The sequence below is a fragment of the Pseudomonas sp. GW821-FHT09H03 genome, from assembly GCF_059415945.1.
In genome coordinates this window covers 18223-35739 of sequence record NZ_JBWKOF010000009.1, presented here as the reverse complement: position 1 = coordinate 35739, position 17517 = coordinate 18223, and the positions used below count along the sequence as shown (strand labels likewise).

The window sequence follows — 17517 nt, the reverse complement described above, 5'->3', positions numbered from 1 at the left end:
ACAGGGGCTTTTTTTGTTCCTGTAGGAGCGAGCATGCTCGCGATGGTCGTTAACGATAACGCGGGCATCTTGAGTCACCGCGGCGCCCTCAGGTTTCTCGCGAGCATGCTCGCTCCTACAGAAAAGTGCGGGGCTTCACTTACGCAATCATGCGTGGGATTGCAGGTAATTCTCGAGACCGATCAGCTTGATCAGACCCAACTGTTTCTCCAGCCAGTAAGTGTGATCTTCTTCGGTGTCATGCAACTGAACCCGCAGCATCTCGCGGCTGACATAGTCCTTGTGCTGCTCGCAAAGCTTGATGCCTTTGCACAGCGCGGCCCGTACTTTGTATTCCAGGCGCAAATCCGCTTCGAGCATCTCTGTCACCGTGGTGCCGACATCGAGATCATCCGGGCGCATGCGTGGGGTGCCTTCGAGCATCAGAATCCGGCGCATCAGTGCATCGGCGTGCCCGGCCTCTTCTTCCATCTCGTGGTTGATACGTTCGTAGAGCTTGGTGAAACCCCAGTCCTCATACATCCGCGAATGAACGAAATATTGATCACGCGCGGCCAGTTCGCCGGTCAGCAACGTGTTGAGGTAATCGATTACGTCTGGGTGGCCTTGCATCGCCCTACATCTCCCTGCTTGAAAGTTATAGTTTGAACCAAGCTGGCCGTAACGTCACTCGACAGACGCAATAAAAGCGAAGATATTCTGAGAAAAGCAGCTTAAATAACGCAAAAACCGCCCAAACAAGGGCGGTTCTGCTTCTCATTTAGACTTCGTTAAGCTGTACGTTGAGCAGCGTTGCGATTGCTTCTCCATACGCCGGATCAGCTTTGTAGAAATGCTGCAGTTGCCGATCAACCACGTCACTGGAGACGCCCGCCATCGCACCGGCAATATTACTGACCAGCAGGGTTTTCTGCTGCTCGTTCATCAGGCGGAACAACGCGCCTGCGTGGCTGTAGTAGTCAGTGTCTTCGCGATGATCGTGACGATCGGCCGCGCCGCTCAGGCCCAATGCCGGTTCAGCGTAGCGAAGTGCCTGCTTCGGCGACTCCACATAACTGTTGGGCTCGTAGTTCGGCGCCGCACCACCATTGTTGCCTAAGGCCATCGAGCCATCGCGCTGGTAGGTATTGACCGGACTGCGTGGGGCGTTTACTGGCAACTGCTGATGATTGGTGCCTACACGATAGCGATGGGCATCGGCGTAAGCGAATACTCGCCCTTGCAGCATGCGATCCGGCGAAAGACCAACACCAGGCACCATGTTGCTTGGACCGAACGCCGCTTGCTCCACCTCGGCGAAATAATTCTGCGGGTTGCGGTTCAGCTCCAGTTCCCCCACTTCAATCAGCGGAAACTCTTTCTGCGACCAGGTTTTGGTCACGTCGAACGGGTTCTCGTAGTGCGCCGCAGCCTGAGCCTCGGTCATGACCTGAATGCACACGCTCCATTTCGGGAAATCGCCGCGCTCAATGGCATTGAACAGGTCGCGCTGGGCGTAATCTGGATCGGTACCCGCCAGGCGAGCCGCTTCGGCCGGTGCGAGGTTCTTGATGCCCTGCTTGGTTTTGTAGTGCCACTTGACCCAGTACCGCTCACCGAGAGCGCTTATCAGGCTATAGGTATGACTGCCGAAGCCGTGCATGTGACGGTAGCCATCCGGGATGCCGCGGTCGGAAAACAGGATGGTGACCTGGTGCAGCGCCTCAGGCGAATGGGACCAGAAGTCCCACATCATCTGGGCACTTTTCAAGTTGCTCTGCGGCAGGCGTTTCTGGGTGTGGATAAAGTCGGGAAACTTCAGCGGGTCGCGAATGAAGAATACCGGTGTGTTGTTGCCGACGATGTCCCAGTTGCCTTCCTCGGTGTAGAACTTCAAGGCAAAACCCCGTGGATCGCGCTCGGTATCAGCCGAGCCACGCTCGCCACCCACCGTGGAGAATCGCAGGAACGTCGGGGTTTGCTTGCCAACAGACTCAAACAGCTTGGCGCTGGTGTACTGAGTGATGTCGCGAGTCACGGTGAAGGTGCCGTAGGCGCCCGAGCCCTTCGCGTGTACCCGGCGCTCAGGAATGTTTTCGCGGTTGAAGTGGGCAAGCTTCTCGATCAGGTGAAAGTCGTCGAGCAGCAGCGGACCACGAGGGCCGGCGGAGCGGGAATTCTGGTTGTCGGCAACAGGAGCGCCGCTGGCGGTGGTAAGCGTTTTGTTCTGGCTCATACGATCTTCCTTCATCTGTCGGTCTTGAACTGCCGGCTATCGGCTGAGAAGGAGTATTGATCATCAATATGACAGCTACAAATTCATTAACTTGCAGCAGTCGATAGTAAAATACTAATGAACACTCCCATCACATAGTGACGTTGCGGACAAAGGAGGCGCTTGTATAAATGACGCGTTTCTTACAGACACAAAAAACCGGGCACTAGGCCCGGTTCTTTGTTTCAGACTGACGTCTTACTCGGCAGATACAGCTTCGCCGGCAGTAGCACGATCAACCAACTCGACGTACGCCATAGGCGCGTTGTCGCCAGCGCGGAAACCGCACTTGAGGATGCGCAGGTAGCCACCCTCACGGGTAGCGTAACGCTTGCCCAGGTCGTTGAAGAGCTTACCAACGATAGCTTTCGAACGGGTACGGTCGAAAGCCAGACGGCGGTTAGCCAGGCTGTCTGTCTTGGCCAAAGTGATCAGCGGCTCGGCAACGCGGCGCAGTTCTTTAGCTTTCGGCAGTGTAGTTTTGATCAGCTCGTGCTCGAACAGCGACACCGCCATGTTTTGGAACATGGCCTTGCGGTGCGAGCTGGTGCGGCTCAGGTGACGACCACTTTTACGATGACGCATGGTTCATTCCTTACCAAACACTACGTTCGGTGATTACGACGATCAGGCAGTCGCCTTGTCGTCCTTCTTAAGACTTGCAGGCGGCCAGTTGTCGAGGCGCATGCCGAGGGACAGACCGCGGGAGGCCAGAACGTCCTTGATTTCAGTCAAGGATTTCTTGCCCAGGTTCGGAGTCTTCAACAGCTCTACTTCGGTACGCTGAATCAGGTCGCCGATGTAGTAGATGTTTTCCGCCTTAAGGCAGTTAGCCGAACGTACAGTCAGTTCCAGATCGTCAACCGGGCGAAGCAGGATCGGATCGATCTCGTCTTCCTGCTCGACAACCACTGGCTCACTGTCACCTTTGAGGTCGACGAACGCAGCCAACTGCTGTTGCAGAATGGTTGCAGCGCGGCGAATAGCCTCTTCAGGATCCAGAGTACCGTTGGTTTCCAGATCAATAACCAGCTTGTCCAGGTTAGTACGCTGCTCGACACGGGCGTTTTCCACCACGTATGCGATACGGCGAACCGGGCTGAACGAAGAGTCAAGCTGCAAGCGACCGATGCTGCGGCTTTCGTCTTCATCGCTCTGACGCGAGTCGGCCGGTTCATAACCACGACCACGAGCTACTACGAGCTTCATGTTCAGGGCGCCGTTAGACGCCAGGTTAGCGATTACGTGATCGGGGTTAACGATCTCGACATCATGATCCAGCTGAATATCGGCAGCGGTAACCACCCCCGAACCCTTCTTCGACAAGGTCAGCGTAACTTCGTCACGACCGTGCAGCTTGATAGCCAGACCTTTAAGGTTCAACAGGATTTCAATTACGTCTTCCTGTACACCTTCGATGGCGCTGTACTCGTGGAGCACACCGTCAATCTCGGCCTCGACTACTGCACAGCCGGGCATTGAGGACAACAGGATGCGGCGCAGCGCGTTGCCCAGGGTATGGCCAAAGCCACGCTCGAGAGGCTCGAGAGTGATCTTGGCGCGGGTTGGACTGACAACCTGCACATCAATGTGGCGGGGTGTCAGGAACTCATTTACCGAAATCTGCATGGATGCACCTATTTTCTAGCCCTTACTTGGAGTAGAGCTCGACAATCAGGCTTTCGTTGATGTCGGCGGACAGATCACTGCGAGCTGGAACGTTCTTGAAAACGCCCGACTTCTTCTCAGTGTCTACTTCTACCCATTCTACGCGGCCACGTTGGGCACACAGATCGAGAGCTTGGACAATGCGAAGTTGATTTTTTGCTTTCTCGCGAACAGCAACCACGTCACCAGCACGAACCTGGTAAGACGGAACGTTAACGGTCTGACCGTTTACGCTGATCGACTTGTGCGATACCAGCTGACGGGATTCGGCACGAGTCGAACCGAAGCCCATACGGTATACCACGTTGTCCAGACGGCATTCGAGCAGTTGCAGCAGGTTTTCACCGGTTGCACCTTTCTTGCCAGCTGCTTCTTTGTAGTAGCCGCTGAATTGACGCTCGAGAACGCCGTAGATACGACGGACCTTCTGCTTTTCACGCAGTTGGGTGCCGTAGTCGGACTGGCGACCGCGGCGTTGGCCGTGGATACCAGGTGCTGCTTCAATGTTGCACTTCGATTCGATCGCGCGCACGCCGCTCTTCAGGAAGAGATCGGTGCCTTCGCGACGAGCGAGTTTGCATTTTGGACCAATGTAACGAGCCATTCTTTACAATCTCCTGGATTACACGCGGCGCTTCTTCGGCGGACGGCACCCGTTGTGCGGGATTGGCGTCACGTCGGTGATGCTGGCGATCTTATAGCCACAGCCGTTCAATGCACGGACAGCAGACTCACGACCTGGACCTGGACCTTTGACGTTAACGTCGAGGTTTTTCAGGCCATATTCCAGCGCAGCTTGACCAGCACGTTCAGCAGCTACTTGAGCAGCAAACGGGGTGGACTTGCGGGAACCGCGGAAACCCGAACCACCGGAGGTAGCCCAAGAAAGCGCGTTACCTTGACGGTCGGTGATGGTCACGATGGTGTTGTTAAAAGAAGCATGGATGTGGGCGATGCCATCAACCACTGTCTTTTTAACTTTTTTACGAGGACGAGCAGCAGGTTTTGCCATGATTAATTTCCTGTCGATTCGCGTGGGCGATTACTTGCGGATCGGCTTACGCGGACCTTTACGGGTACGCGCGTTAGTCTTGGTACGCTGACCGCGTACTGGAAGACCACGACGATGACGCAGACCACGGTAGCAACCGAGGTCCATCAAACGCTTGATTTTCATGTTGATTTCGCGACGCAGGTCACCTTCAGTGGTGAACTTCGCCACTTCGCCACGCAACTGCTCAATCTGCTCGTCGCTCAGATCTTTGATCTTTGCGGCTGGGTTTACCCCAGTCTCTGCGCAAATTTTCTGCGCAGTAGTGCGACCAACACCATAGATGTAGGTCAGCGAGATAACAGTGTGCTTGTTATCTGGAATGTTAACGCCTGCAATACGGGCCATTCAGTGGGACTCCAATTGACAGCTACCTACGCCCCGGAAGCCAAGAAATAGGGCGCGAGATAATATCGCTGTAATAACAAATAATCAACCCGGTAGCGCACTAGCTACCGGGCTTCAAGCAGATCACACTCAGCCTTGGCGCTGTTTGTGACGCGGTTCCGCGCTGCAAATTACTCGAACAACACCTTCGCGGCGAATAATCTTGCAGTTACGGCACAGCTTTTTCACCGATGCACGAACTTTCATCACCAACTCCTCGAACCTTATGGGTCAGCGCAGCATGCCGCTGCCGTAACCCTTCAGGTTGGCTTTCTTCATCAGGGATTCGTACTGGTGCGAAACGAGGTGCGATTGTACTTGGGACATGAAGTCCATCACAACCACGACGACGATCAGCAACGAGGTCCCGCCAAGGTAGAACGGAACGTTGGCTGCAACCACCAGGAACTGGGGCAACAGGCAGACGGCCGTCATGTAAAGAGCACCGAACAGGGTCAAGCGGGTCAGAACGCCATCAATATAGCGTGCCGACTGCTCACCTGGACGGATGCCCGGAATAAAGGCACCGGACTTCTTCAGGTTTTCCGCTACGTCTTTCGGATTGAACATCAACGCCGTATAGAAGAAGCAGAAGAAAATAATCCCTGCACTAAACAGCAGAATATTCAACGGCTGACCAGGAGCGATCGACTGCGAGATGTCCTGCAACCAGCCCATACCTTCAGACTGACCGAACCAGGCACCCAGCGAAGCCGGGAACAGCAAAATGCTGCTCGCGAAAATGGCCGGAATAACACCGGCCATGTTCACTTTCAGCGGCAAGTGGCTAGTCTGCGCAGCGAAGACCTTGCGGCCCTGCTGACGCTTGGCGTAGTGAACAGCGATACGACGCTGACCACGCTCAATGAACACCACGAAACCGATGATCGCTACTGCCAGCAAACCGATGGCAACCAGGGCGAAGATGTTGATATCACCCTGACGAGCAGACTCGAAAGACTGCCCGATCGCTCTCGGAAGACCGGCGACGATACCCGAAAAAATCAACATCGAGATACCGTTGCCAACACCACGCTCAGTAATCTGCTCACCCAGCCACATCATGAACATCGCACCAGCCACAAAAGTGGTTACCGCGACGAAATGGAAGCTAAAGTCACCAGTGAACGAAACGCCCTGCCCCGCCAGACCAATGGACATGCCAATAGCCTGGACAAGAGCAAGAGCGACAGTGAGGTAGCGGGTGTACTGGCTAATCTTGCGACGGCCAGCTTCACCTTCCTTCTTCAACTGCTCCAGCTGCGGGCTGACGGCGGTCATCAGCTGCATGATGATCGATGCCGAAATGTACGGCATGATCCCCAGTGCAAAGATGCTCATCCGCTCCAGCGCGCCGCCGGAAAACATGTTGAACAAGCTAAGAATGGTCCCCTCATTCTGTCGAAACAGGTCCGCGAGTCGGTCCGGGTTGATACCTGGAACCGGGATGTGTGCGCCTATTCGGTAGACGATAATCGCCAGGAACAGAAAACGCAGACGAGCCCAGAGTTCAGACATACCGCCTTTGCCGAGCGCAGAGAGAGCACCTTGCTTAGCCATTTATTCCTCGAACTTGCCGCCAGCTGCTTCGATAGCCGCACGCGCACCTTTGGTGGCGCCGATTCCCTTTCCGATGGTAACAGCGCGAGTCACTTCGCCGGACAGCATGATTTTCACACGCTGAACGTTGACGTTGATCACGTTGGCATCTTTCAGAGACTGCACGGTGACGATGTCGCCTTCCACTTTAGCCAGCTCGGACAGACGCACTTCTGCGCGGTCCATGGCTTTCAGGGAAACGAAACCGAACTTCGGCAGGCGACGATGCAGCGGCTGTTGACCGCCTTCAAAGCCTGGAGCAATGGTGCCACCGGAGCGGGAGGTCTGACCTTTGTGACCACGGCCACCAGTCTTACCCAAACCACTACCGATACCACGGCCCGGACGATGCTTTTCGCGACGGGAACCCGGCGCTGGACTCAGATCATTGAGTTTCATCGATTAACCCTCGACACGCAGCATGTAGTAAGCCTTGTTGATCATCCCGCGATTCTCGGGAGTATCCTGGACTTCTACAGTGTGACCGATGCGACGCAGACCCAGACCCTTAACGCACAGTTTGTGGTTAGGGATGCGGCCGGTCATGCTTTTGATCAGCGTTACTTTAACGGTAGCCATGATCAGAAGATCTCCTTGACGCTTTTGCCACGCTTGGCGGCAATGGATTCAGGAGACTGCATTGCTTTCAAACCCTTGAAAGTGGCGTGAACCACGTTTACCGGGTTAGTCGAGCCGTAGCACTTGGCCAGAACGTTCTGAACGCCAGCAACTTCGAGAACGGCACGCATAGCGCCGCCAGCGATGATACCGGTACCTTCAGAAGCAGGCTGCATGTACACCTTCGAAGCGCCGTGAGCGGACTTCATTGCGTACTGCAGAGTGGTGCCGTTCAGATCAACCTGGATCATGTTGCGGCGAGCAGCTTCCATTGCCTTCTGGATCGCAGCAGGCACTTCACGCGACTTGCCACGGCCGAAGCCAACACGGCCCTTACCATCACCAACCACGGTCAACGCGGTGAAAGTGAAGATACGGCCGCCTTTAACGGTTTTGGCTACGCGGTTAACTTGAACCAGCTTCTCGATGTAGCCTTCGTCGCGCTTTTGGTCGTTATTTGACATAACTTAGAACTCCAGCCCAGCTTCACGAGCAGCATCAGCCAGCGCTTTAACGCGGCCGTGGTACTTGAAGCCAGAGCGGTCGAAAGCCACCTGCGAGACGCCAGCGGCCTTAGCACGCGTAGCGACCAGCTGGCCAACCTTAGTGGCCGCGTCGATGTTGCCAGTGGCACCATCACGCAGTTCTTTATCCAAAGTCGAGGCGCTTGCCAGGACTTTGCTGCCGTCGGCCGAAATGACCTGGGCGTAGATGTGCTGCGAAGAGCGGAACACGCAGAGACGCACGACTTCGAGTTCGTGCATTTTCAGGCGTGCTTTGCGAGCGCGACGCAGTCGAGTAACTTTTTTGTCGGTCATTTGCTATGCCCTACTTCTTCTTGGCTTCTTTACGACGGACGACTTCGTCCGCGTAGCGCACACCTTTGCCTTTGTACGGCTCTGGTGGACGGAAGTCGCGGATCTCGGCGGCCACTTGACCTACCAGCTGCTTGTCGATGCCCTTGATCAGGATATCGGTCTGGCTAGGAGTCTCAGCGGTGATGCCTTCCGGCAGTTCGTAATCCACTGGGTGCGAGAAGCCAAGAGCCAGGTTCAGCACTGTGCCTTTTGCTTGCGCTTTGTAACCAACACCGACCAGCTGGAGCTTGCGCTCGAAGCCTTGGCTTACGCCTTGGACCATGTTGTTAACCAACGCACGAGTGGTACCAGCCATTGCGCGAGTCTGTTGATCGCCATTGCGAGCAGCAAAACGCAGCTCACCGGCTTCTTCAACGATCTCAACGGACGAATGGATGTTCAGTTCGAGAGTGCCCTTGGCACCCTTCACCGAAAGCTGTTGGCCTGCGAATTTTACTTCGACACCGGCTGGCAGCTTAACGGGGTTCTTAGCGACGCGAGACATGCTTATCCCCCCTTAGAACACAGTGCAAAGAACTTCGCCGCCGACACCGGCAGCGCGCGCAGCACGATCAGTCATCACACCTTTGTTGGTGGAGACGATAGACACACCGAGACCGCCACGAACTTTTGGCAGATCATCGACGGACTTGTACTGACGCAGGCCTGGACGGCTAACGCGCTTCACTTCTTCGATAACCGGACGGCCTTCGAAGTACTTCAGCTCGATGGACAGCAGTGGTTTTGTTTCGCTGCTGATCTGATAACCCGCAATGTAACCTTCGTCCTTCAGGACTTTGGCAACAGCTACCTTCAACGTGGAAGATGGCATGCTTACGACGGACTTTTCAGCCATCTGGGCATTACGGATACGAGTTAGCATGTCCGCTAACGGGTCCTGCATACTCATGGGCTAGACGCTCCTAATACAAAAAAATTAGCCTTGCGGCTATTACGTGTCGCCGAGAATCTCCGGTCATGAAAAACACGGGCTCAGGCGAGCCGGGTATTCTAGACACACCCCGGAAATGAATCAAGCCCCAAAAGGGGCTTGATCCAGATTCAAGGCCACCGGTGGTCAGGTTCTTGCGAACCTTCGCACCGAGACTCTGAAAGTACTTACCAGCTGGCTTTAACCAGACCTGGTACGTCACCACGCATTGCCGCTTCACGCAGTTTGTTACGGCCGAGGCCGAACTTGCGGTAAACGCCGTGTGGACGACCGGTCAGGCGGCAGCGGTTACGCATGCGCGAAGCGCTTGCGTCACGTGGCTGCTTCTGCAGAGCTACTGTAGCTTCCCAACGCGCTTCTGGACTTGCGTTCAGATCAACGATGATAGCTTTCAGTGCTGCACGCTTCTTGGCGTACTTGGCAACCGTGAGCTGACGCTTCAGCTCGCGGTTTTTCATGCTCATCTTGGCCATGGTCCTACTCCAATCAGTTGCGGAACGGGAATTTGAACGCACGCAGCAGAGCGCGGCCTTCATCATCGTTCTTGGCAGTGGTGGTCAGGGTGATGTCCAGACCGCGGAGAGCATCGATCTTGTCGTAGTCGATTTCCGGGAAGATGATCTGCTCTTTCACGCCCATGCTGTAGTTGCCACGACCATCGAAGGACTTGGCATTCAGGCCGCGGAAGTCGCGAACCCGAGGCAGGGAGATCGACAGCAGACGATCCAGGAACTCGTACATACGCTCACGGCGCAGGGTCACTTTGACGCCGATCGGCCAACCTTCACGGACTTTAAAGCCAGCGATGGATTTGCGAGCGTAGGTCACAACGACTTTCTGGCCGGTGATCTTTTCCAGGTCAGCAACAGCGTGCTCGATGACTTTTTTGTCGCCGATCGCTTCGCCCAGACCCATGTTCAGGGTGATTTTGGTAACGCGCGGAACTTCCATCACGTTCGAAAGCTTAAGTTCTTCCTTAAGTTTCGGAGCAATTTCCTTCCGGTAAATCTCTTTTAGTCGTGCCATGGTCTCATCTACCTAGCAGTGTTCAAGCATCAACCGCTTTTTGGGTCGACTTGAAGACACGAATTTTCTTGCCGTCTTCTACTTTGAAACCAACGCGGTCAGCCTTGTTGGTTTCGCCGTTGAAAATGGCGACGTTAGAAGCATCCAGCGGAGCTTCTTTTTCGACGATACCGCCCTGCACGCCCGACATCGGGTTAGGCTTGGTATGACGCTTGACCAGGTTCAGACCACCAATAACCAAACGGTTGTTAGCGAGAACCTTAAGCACCTTACCGCGCTTACCTTTGTCTTTGCCGGCGATCACGATGATCTCGTCGTCACGACGAATCTTTTGCATGTCGGATCTCCTTACAGCACTTCTGGGGCGAGCGAGACGATCTTCATGAACTTCTCAGTACGAAGTTCACGGGTCACTGGCCCAAAGATACGGGTGCCGATCGGCTCTTGCTTGTTGTTCAGAAGAACAGCAGCGTTGCCATCAAAGCGGATAATGGAGCCATCAGCACGACGTACGCCGTGACGAGTGCGGACTACAACAGCAGTCATCACTTGGCCTTTTTTCACTTTACCGCGAGGAATTGCTTCCTTGACGGTAACCTTGATGATGTCACCGATACCAGCGTAACGACGATGGGAGCCACCCAGCACCTTGATGCACATAACGCGGCGAGCGCCGCTGTTATCGGCCACATCGAGCATGGATTGAGTCTGAATCATATAATTTCTCCGACCCCTAGTCCTTAGACTTCCACAGCGCGTTCGAGAACATCAACCAGCGCCCAAGACTTGGTCTTGGCCAAAGGACGAGTTTCACGAATAGTGACTTTGTCGCCGATGTGGCACTGATTGGTTTCGTCGTGCGCGTGCAGCTTAGTCGAACGCTTAACGTATTTACCGTAGATCGGGTGCTTAACGCGACGCTCGATCAGAACGGTGATGGTTTTGTCCATCTTGTCGCTGACAACACGGCCAGTCAGCGTACGGACAGTTTTTTCGGCTTCAGCCATGATTACTTACCTGCCTGCTGGTTGAGCACAGTCTTCACGCGAGCGATGTCACGCTTAACTTGCGAGAGCAGATGAGACTGCCCCAACTGGCCAGTTGCTTTCTGCATACGCAGATTGAACTGGTCGCGCAGCAAGCCGAGCAGTTGCTCGTTCAGCTGCTGTGCGGATTTTTCACGAAGTTCATTCGCTTTCATCACATCACCGTCCGTTTAACAAAGGAGGTGGCGAGCGGCAGCTTTGCAGCAGCCAGGGCGAAAGCCTCACGCGCCAGCTCTTCAGAAACACCCTCGATTTCATACAGGACTTTGCCTGGCTGAATCTGGGCAACCCAGTATTCCACGTTACCCTTACCTTTACCCATACGAACCTCGAGAGGCTTCTTGGAGATCGGCTTGTCCGGGAATACACGGATCCAGATCTTGCCGCCACGCTTAACGTGACGGGTCAGAGCACGACGCGCTGACTCGATCTGACGAGCGGTGAGACGACCACGAGCAACAGACTTCAGCGCATATTCGCCGAAGCTGACTTTGCTACCGCGCAGTGCCAGACCACGGTTGTGGCCGGTCATCTGCTTGCGGAACTTCGTACGCTTTGGTTGCAACATTTGGCGTACCCCTTACTTAGCAGCTTTTTTACGAGGCGCTGGTGCTTGTGGTTTCAGTTCTTCTTGGCGACCACCAATTACTTCGCCTTTGAAGATCCAAACCTTTACACCGATCACACCGTAAGTGGTGTGAGCTTCGTAGTTGGCATAGTCGATGTCGGCACGCAGGGTGTGCAGTGGCACACGACCTTCGCGATACCATTCAGTACGTGCGATTTCAGCACCGCCGAGACGACCGCTCACTTGGATTTTGATGCCTTTGGCACCAATGCGCATGGCGTTCTGTACAGCGCGCTTCATAGCGCGACGGAACATTACGCGACGCTCCAGCTGCTGAGCTACGCTCTGCGCAACCAGCATACCGTCGAGCTCCGGCTTGCGGATCTCTTCGATATTGATGTGCACAGGCACACCCATTTGCTTGGTCAGGTCCTGACGCAGTTTCTCAACATCTTCACCTTTCTTCCCGATAACGATACCAGGACGAGCGGTGTGGATGGTGATGCGTGCAGTTTGGGCCGGACGATGGATATCGATACGGCTTACGGACGCGCTTTTTAGTTTGTCTTGGAGGTACTCACGCACATTCAGATCTGCGAGCAAATAGTCCGCATAAGTCCGACCGTCTGCGTACCAGACGGAGGTGTGCTCCTTGACGATTCCCAGGCGAATGCCAATGGGATGTACTTTCTGACCCATCTCTTCGACTCCGTTACTTGTCAGCAACCTTGACAGTGATATGGCAAGACCGCTTGACGATGCGATCAGCACGGCCTTTGGCACGTGGCATGATGCGCTTCAGCGAACGCCCTTCGTTGACGAAAACAGTGCTGACCTTCAGGTCATCAACGTCTGCGCCTTCGTTATGCTCGGCGTTGGCTACGGCCGACTCCAGCACTTTCTTCATGATCTCGGCGGCTTTCTTACTGCTGAAAGCCAACAGGTTGAGCGCTTCGCCCACCTTCTTCCCGCGGATCTGGTCGGCGACCAAGCGGGCTTTCTGGGCGGAGATTCGAGCGCCCGACAACTTAGCGGCTACTTCCATTTCCTAACCCCTTAACGCTTGGCTTTCTTGTCTGCCACGTGCCCGCGATAAGTGCGGGTACCGGCGAACTCGCCCAGTTTGTGGCCGACCATGTCTTCGTTCACGAGAACTGGGACGTGCTGACGACCGTTGTGTACTGCGATGGTCAGACCGACCATTTGTGGCAGGATCATCGAACGACGCGACCAGGTTTTCACCGGTTTGCGATCGTTCTTTTCCGCCGCCACTTCGATCTTCTTCAGTAGGTGAAGATCGATAAAAGGACCTTTTTTCAGAGAACGTGGCACTGTCGTATCCCTCTATTTACTTGCGACGACGGACGATCATTTTGTCGGTACGCTTATTACCACGAGTCTTCGCGCCCTTAGTCGGGAAGCCCCATGGCGATACCGGATGACGACCACCAGAGGTACGACCTTCACCACCACCATGTGGGTGGTCAACCGGGTTCATGGCAACACCACGAACGGTTGGGCGAACGCCACGCCAGCGTTTGGCACCAGCTTTACCCAGCGAACGCAGGCTGTGCTCGGAGTTCGAGACTTCGCCCAGGGTCGCACGGCATTCAGCCAGGACTTTACGCATTTCACCGGAACGCAGACGCAGGGTCACGTATACGCCTTCACGAGCGATCAGCTGAGCCGAAGCACCAGCGGAACGAGCGATCTGAGCGCCTTTACCCGGCTTCAATTCGATACCGTGAATCGTGCTACCCACTGGAATGTTGCGCAGTTGCAGGGAGTTGCCTGGCTTGATTGGAGCCAGAGCACCTGCGATCAGCTGGTCGCCAGCACTCACGCCTTTAGGGGCGATGATGTAGCGGCGCTCGCCGTCTGCGTAGCACAGCAGTGCGATGTGAGCAGTACGGTTTGGATCGTATTCAATGCGCTCGACAGTGGCGGAGATGCCATCTTTGTCGTTGCGACGGAAGTCGACCATACGGTAATGCTGCTTATGACCACCACCGATGTGACGAGTGGTAATACGGCCATTGTTGTTACGACCACCAGACTTCGATTTTTTCTCGAGCAGCGGTGCGTGAGGAGCGCCTTTATGCAGCTCCTTGTTGACCACCTTGACCACAAAACGGCGGCCAGGGGAAGTCGGTTTGCATTTAACGATTGCCATGATGCACCCCTTCCTTACTCAGCACTGCTGCTGAAATCGAGATCTTGGCCTGGCTGAAGGGAGATAACTGCCTTCTTCCAGTCATTACGCTTGCCCAGACCGCGAGCTGTGCGCTTGCTCTTACCCAGAACGTTCAGGGTAGTAACACGCTCAACTTTCACGCTGAACAGGCTTTCGACGGCCTTCTTGATTTCCAGCTTGGTTGCGTCAGTTGCAACCTTGAAAACGAACTGGCCTTTCTTGTCTGCCAGAACCGTAGCCTTCTCGGAAACGTGCGGGCCAAGCAGAACTTTAAATACGCGTTCCTGGTTCATCCCAGCAGCTCCTCGAATTTCTTCACGGCCGACACGGTGATCAACACCTTGTCGTATGCGATCAGACTAACTGGATCGGAACCTTGCACGTCACGTACATCAACGTGTGGCAGGTTACGAGCAGCCAGGTACAGGTTCTGATCAACAGCGTCGGACACGATCAGAACGTCGGTCAGGCTCATGTTGTTCAGCTTGCCCAGCAGGTCTTTGGTTTTCGGCGTTTCAACGGCGAAATCCTGAACCACGACCAGACGATCAGTACGCACCAGCTCAGCAAGGATGGAACGCATTGCTGCGCGATACATCTTCTTGTTCAGCTTCTGGGAGTGATCCTGAGGACGAGCTGCGAAAGTGGTACCGCCGCCACGCCAGATTGGGCTACGGATAGTACCGGCACGAGCACGGCCAGTACCTTTCTGACGCCATGGGCGCTTACCGCCACCACGAACGTCGGAACGGGTCTTTTGCTGCTTGGAACCCTGACGACCGCCAGCCATGTAGGCTACGACTGCTTGGTGAACCAGCGTCTCGTTGAATTCGCCGCCAAATGTCAGTTCGGAAACTTCGATCGCTTGAGCGTCATTTACATTTAATTGCATGTCAGCTTCCCCTTAACCGCGAGCCTTGGCTGCTGGACGTACAACCAAGTTGCCGCCAGTAGCGCCAGGAACAGCGCCCTTGACCAACAACAGATTGCGTTCAGCGTCCACGCGCACTACTTCGAGGGACTGCACGGTCACGCGCTCAGCGCCCATATGACCGGACATTTTTTTGCCCTTGAATACACGACCAGGAGTCTGGCACTGGCCGATAGAGCCTGGAACGCGGTGGGATACGGAGTTACCGTGGGTGTTATCTTGCCCGCGGAAATTCCAACGCTTGATCGTACCCTGGAAGCCTTTACCCTTGGACTGACCGGTTACATCAACCAGTTGACCAGCGGCGAAGATTTCAGCGTTGATCAGATCGCCGGCCTGGTACTCGCCTTCTTCAAGGCGGAATTCCATTACGGTACGACCAGCGGCAACGTTCGCTTTAGCGAAGTGGCCAGCCTGAGCTGCTGTTACACGCGAAGCACGACGCTCGCCGACAGTGACTTGCACTGCACGATAGCCATCGGTCTCTTCAGTTTTGAACTGGGTGACGCGATTCGGCTCGATCTCAATGACCGTGACCGGAATGGAGACACCTTCTTCGGTGAAAATACGGGTCATACCGCATTTACGACCGACTACACCAATAGTCATGTTGTAAACCTCATGAGTGTACGGGGCTTTCACCCGCTATGGCCGCCCATTTCAGAGCGTTACACGACTAAGACCGAGTCTTAGCCGAGGCTGATCTGCACTTCCACACCGGCCGCAAGATCAAGCTTCATAAGAGCATCAACGGTTTTATCCGTTGGCTGGACGATGTCCAGAACGCGCTTATGAGTACGGATCTCGTACTGGTCACGCGCGTCTTTGTTGACGTGCGGGGAGACCAGAACGGTGAACCGCTCTTTACGGGTAGGCAGTGGAATTGGACCACGCACTTGAGCACCAGTACGTTTCGCGGTTTCCACGATTTCCTGGGTTGATTGGTCGATCAGGCGATGGTCGAAAGCCTTCAACCTGATACGGATTTGCTGATTTTGCATTGGATTTCAGACTCCGGCTGCTATTCCCACCGGGCGCAATACGCCCGTTAAAAGGAGGCGCAATTCTATAGACGCCCCAGATGGGTGTCAACCCAATAAAAAAGGCCCCCGCTGAGCGGGGGCCTTTTCAAAACATCAAAGCTATCTCGGTGAAGAGATTACTCGATGATTTTAGCTACAACGCCAGCACCAACGGTACGGCCGCCTTCACGGATAGCGAAGCGCAGACCGTCTTCCATTGCGATGGTTTTGATCAGGGTAACAGTCATCTGAATGTTGTCACCTGGCATTACCATTTCAACGCCTTCTGGCAGCTCGCAGTTACCAGTCACGTCAGTAGTACGGAAGTAGAACTGTGGACGGTAGCCTTTGAAGAACGGAGTGTGACGACCGCCTTCTTCCTTGCTCAGAACGTAAACTTCTGCGGTGAACTTGGTGTGCGGCTTAACCGAACCTGGCTTAACCAGAACCTGGCCACGCTCAACGTCGTCACGCTTGGTACCACGCAGCAGAACGCCGCAGTTCTCGCCAGCACGACCTTGGTCGAGCAGCTTGCGGAACATTTCAACACCGGTGCAGGTGGTGGTGGTGGTGTCACGCAGACCAACGATTTCCAGTGGGTCTTGAACGTTTACAACGCCACGCTCGATACGACCGGTAACAACGGTACCGCGACCGGAGATCGAGAACACGTCTTCGATTGGCATCAGGAACGGCTTGTCGATAGCGCGCTCTGGCTCTGGGATGTAGCTGTCCAGAGTTTCAACCAGCTTCTTGACGGCAGTGGTGCCCATCTCGTTGTCGTCCAGGCCTTCCAGAGCCATACGAGCCGAACCGATGATGATTGGAGTGTCATCGCCCGGGAAGTCGTAGGTGGACAGCAGGTCGCGAACTTCCATCTCAACCAGTTCCAGCAGCTCAGCGTCGTCTACCAGGTCGGCCTTGTTCAGGAAAACCACGATGTACGGAACGCCTACCTGACGGGACAGCAGGATGTGCTCACGGGTTTGTGGCATCGGACCATCAGCGGCCGAGCAAACCAGGATAGCGCCGTCCATTTGAGCAGCACCGGTGATCATGTTCTTCACATAGTCAGCGTGACCTGGGCAGTCAACGTGAGCGTAGTGACGGATCTTCGAGTTGTACTCAACGTGCGCGGTGTTGATGGTGATACCGCGAGCTTTTTCTTCTGGTGCGCTGTCGATCTTGTCGAAGTCAACACGAGCCGAACCGAAAACTTCGGAGCAGACGCGAGTCAGAGCAGCGGTCAGAGTGGTTTTACCGTGGTCAACGTGACCGATGGTGCCAACGTTGACGTGCGGAAGGGAACGATCAAATTTTTCTTTAGCCACGACAATTAACTCC

The 17517-nt window shown here is 54.9% G+C and carries 31 protein-coding genes; all 31 read right to left on the bottom strand.

What is annotated here, in order from left to right:
- Positions 1-147: 147 nt before the first annotated feature.
- The gene (gene bfr, locus AC07OG_RS14500; RefSeq protein WP_007970123.1) at positions 148-612 is read right to left on the bottom strand and encodes a bacterioferritin; all 465 of its coding nucleotides are present in this window, start codon (positions 610-612) and stop codon (positions 148-150) included.
- Positions 613-760: 148 nt separating this feature from the next.
- Positions 761-2215, bottom strand: a complete 1455-nt coding sequence (locus AC07OG_RS14495) for a catalase (RefSeq protein ID WP_495067333.1) — start codon at positions 2213-2215, stop codon at positions 761-763.
- Between the two features lie 237 nt (positions 2216-2452).
- On the bottom strand, positions 2453-2839 hold the full coding sequence (gene rplQ / locus AC07OG_RS14490) for a 50S ribosomal protein L17 (protein ID WP_003176402.1): 387 nt from the start codon (positions 2837-2839) through the stop codon (positions 2453-2455).
- Positions 2840-2881: 42 nt separating this feature from the next.
- Positions 2882-3883 carry a DNA-directed RNA polymerase subunit alpha gene (locus AC07OG_RS14485; protein ID WP_007970428.1) on the bottom strand — a complete coding sequence of 334 codons (1002 nt, stop codon included), beginning with the start codon at positions 3881-3883 and terminating at the stop codon, positions 2882-2884.
- A gap of 22 nt (positions 3884-3905) precedes the next feature.
- Positions 3906-4526 (bottom strand): 30S ribosomal protein S4, encoded by a 621-nt coding sequence (gene rpsD, locus AC07OG_RS14480; protein WP_003176404.1) that lies wholly within the window; start codon positions 4524-4526, stop codon positions 3906-3908.
- An 18-nt stretch (positions 4527-4544) separates the two neighbouring features.
- A complete protein-coding gene (gene rpsK, locus AC07OG_RS14475) occupies positions 4545-4934 on the bottom strand; it encodes a 30S ribosomal protein S11 (protein WP_002555466.1) in 390 nt (129 codons plus the stop codon).
- Between the two features lie 30 nt (positions 4935-4964).
- Positions 4965-5321, bottom strand: a complete 357-nt coding sequence (gene rpsM, locus AC07OG_RS14470) for a 30S ribosomal protein S13 (RefSeq protein WP_009045849.1) — start codon at positions 5319-5321, stop codon at positions 4965-4967.
- A 129-nt stretch (positions 5322-5450) separates the two neighbouring features.
- A complete protein-coding gene (gene rpmJ / locus AC07OG_RS14465) occupies positions 5451-5567 on the bottom strand; it encodes a 50S ribosomal protein L36 (protein ID WP_002555468.1) in 117 nt (38 codons plus the stop codon).
- Positions 5568-5591: 24 nt separating this feature from the next.
- Positions 5592-6920, bottom strand: a complete 1329-nt coding sequence (gene secY, locus AC07OG_RS14460) for a preprotein translocase subunit SecY (RefSeq protein ID WP_007943780.1) — start codon at positions 6918-6920, stop codon at positions 5592-5594.
- Positions 6921-7358, bottom strand: coding sequence for a 50S ribosomal protein L15 (gene rplO / locus AC07OG_RS14455; protein WP_003228720.1), 438 nt, complete (start codon positions 7356-7358; stop codon positions 6921-6923).
- 3 nt (positions 7359-7361) lie between these two features.
- Entirely contained in the window at positions 7362-7538 is a 177-nt protein-coding gene (gene rpmD, locus AC07OG_RS14450; protein WP_003176408.1) for a 50S ribosomal protein L30, read from the bottom strand.
- A gap of 2 nt (positions 7539-7540) precedes the next feature.
- The gene (gene rpsE, locus AC07OG_RS14445; RefSeq protein WP_003186035.1) at positions 7541-8041 is read right to left on the bottom strand and encodes a 30S ribosomal protein S5; all 501 of its coding nucleotides are present in this window, start codon (positions 8039-8041) and stop codon (positions 7541-7543) included.
- A gap of 3 nt (positions 8042-8044) precedes the next feature.
- Positions 8045-8395 (bottom strand): 50S ribosomal protein L18, encoded by a 351-nt coding sequence (gene rplR, locus AC07OG_RS14440; RefSeq protein WP_053162831.1) that lies wholly within the window; start codon positions 8393-8395, stop codon positions 8045-8047.
- Positions 8396-8405: 10 nt separating this feature from the next.
- Positions 8406-8939, bottom strand: coding sequence for a 50S ribosomal protein L6 (gene rplF / locus AC07OG_RS14435; protein WP_003176412.1), 534 nt, complete (start codon positions 8937-8939; stop codon positions 8406-8408).
- A 12-nt stretch (positions 8940-8951) separates the two neighbouring features.
- Entirely contained in the window at positions 8952-9344 is a 393-nt protein-coding gene (gene rpsH / locus AC07OG_RS14430; protein WP_008065722.1) for a 30S ribosomal protein S8, read from the bottom strand.
- Between the two features lie 209 nt (positions 9345-9553).
- On the bottom strand, positions 9554-9859 hold the full coding sequence (rpsN, locus tag AC07OG_RS14425) for a 30S ribosomal protein S14 (RefSeq protein ID WP_003176414.1): 306 nt from the start codon (positions 9857-9859) through the stop codon (positions 9554-9556).
- Positions 9860-9872: 13 nt separating this feature from the next.
- On the bottom strand, positions 9873-10412 hold the full coding sequence (rplE, locus tag AC07OG_RS14420) for a 50S ribosomal protein L5 (RefSeq protein WP_003210069.1): 540 nt from the start codon (positions 10410-10412) through the stop codon (positions 9873-9875).
- A gap of 22 nt (positions 10413-10434) precedes the next feature.
- Positions 10435-10749, bottom strand: a complete 315-nt coding sequence (gene rplX / locus AC07OG_RS14415; RefSeq protein WP_003176416.1) for a 50S ribosomal protein L24 — start codon at positions 10747-10749, stop codon at positions 10435-10437.
- 11 nt (positions 10750-10760) lie between these two features.
- Positions 10761-11129 (bottom strand): 50S ribosomal protein L14, encoded by a 369-nt coding sequence (gene rplN / locus AC07OG_RS14410; RefSeq protein ID WP_002555479.1) that lies wholly within the window; start codon positions 11127-11129, stop codon positions 10761-10763.
- Positions 11130-11152: 23 nt separating this feature from the next.
- Positions 11153-11419 (bottom strand): 30S ribosomal protein S17, encoded by a 267-nt coding sequence (rpsQ, locus tag AC07OG_RS14405; RefSeq protein WP_003176419.1) that lies wholly within the window; start codon positions 11417-11419, stop codon positions 11153-11155.
- A 2-nt stretch (positions 11420-11421) separates the two neighbouring features.
- Complete coding sequence (gene rpmC / locus AC07OG_RS14400) at positions 11422-11613, bottom strand: 50S ribosomal protein L29 (protein ID WP_002555481.1); 192 nt, start codon at positions 11611-11613, stop codon at positions 11422-11424.
- A complete protein-coding gene (rplP, locus tag AC07OG_RS14395; RefSeq protein WP_019409905.1) occupies positions 11613-12026 on the bottom strand; it encodes a 50S ribosomal protein L16 in 414 nt (137 codons plus the stop codon). The genes rpmC and rplP overlap by 1 nt, the downstream gene beginning before the upstream one ends.
- Positions 12027-12038: 12 nt before the next feature.
- On the bottom strand, positions 12039-12725 hold the full coding sequence (gene rpsC / locus AC07OG_RS14390; RefSeq protein ID WP_007970424.1) for a 30S ribosomal protein S3: 687 nt from the start codon (positions 12723-12725) through the stop codon (positions 12039-12041).
- A 13-nt stretch (positions 12726-12738) separates the two neighbouring features.
- Positions 12739-13071, bottom strand: a complete 333-nt coding sequence (gene rplV / locus AC07OG_RS14385; protein WP_003103908.1) for a 50S ribosomal protein L22 — start codon at positions 13069-13071, stop codon at positions 12739-12741.
- An 11-nt stretch (positions 13072-13082) separates the two neighbouring features.
- Positions 13083-13358, bottom strand: a complete 276-nt coding sequence (gene rpsS, locus AC07OG_RS14380; protein ID WP_002555486.1) for a 30S ribosomal protein S19 — start codon at positions 13356-13358, stop codon at positions 13083-13085.
- Between the two features lie 16 nt (positions 13359-13374).
- Entirely contained in the window at positions 13375-14199 is an 825-nt protein-coding gene (gene rplB / locus AC07OG_RS14375) for a 50S ribosomal protein L2 (RefSeq protein WP_060541893.1), read from the bottom strand.
- 14 nt (positions 14200-14213) lie between these two features.
- Positions 14214-14513: a 50S ribosomal protein L23 gene (gene rplW / locus AC07OG_RS14370; RefSeq protein WP_002555488.1), complete on the bottom strand. Its 300-nt coding sequence runs from the start codon at positions 14511-14513 to the stop codon at positions 14214-14216.
- Positions 14510-15112, bottom strand: a complete 603-nt coding sequence (gene rplD / locus AC07OG_RS14365) for a 50S ribosomal protein L4 (RefSeq protein ID WP_003228735.1) — start codon at positions 15110-15112, stop codon at positions 14510-14512. Before rplD ends, rplW begins: the two co-directional genes overlap by 4 nt.
- Before the next feature lie 12 nt (positions 15113-15124).
- Positions 15125-15760, bottom strand: a complete 636-nt coding sequence (gene rplC / locus AC07OG_RS14360; RefSeq protein WP_003186059.1) for a 50S ribosomal protein L3 — start codon at positions 15758-15760, stop codon at positions 15125-15127.
- Positions 15761-15840: 80 nt separating this feature from the next.
- Entirely contained in the window at positions 15841-16152 is a 312-nt protein-coding gene (rpsJ, locus tag AC07OG_RS14355; RefSeq protein ID WP_003186070.1) for a 30S ribosomal protein S10, read from the bottom strand.
- A 158-nt stretch (positions 16153-16310) separates the two neighbouring features.
- On the bottom strand, positions 16311-17504 hold the full coding sequence (gene tuf, locus AC07OG_RS14350; protein ID WP_060541894.1) for an elongation factor Tu: 1194 nt from the start codon (positions 17502-17504) through the stop codon (positions 16311-16313).
- Positions 17505-17517 lie beyond the last annotated feature (13 nt).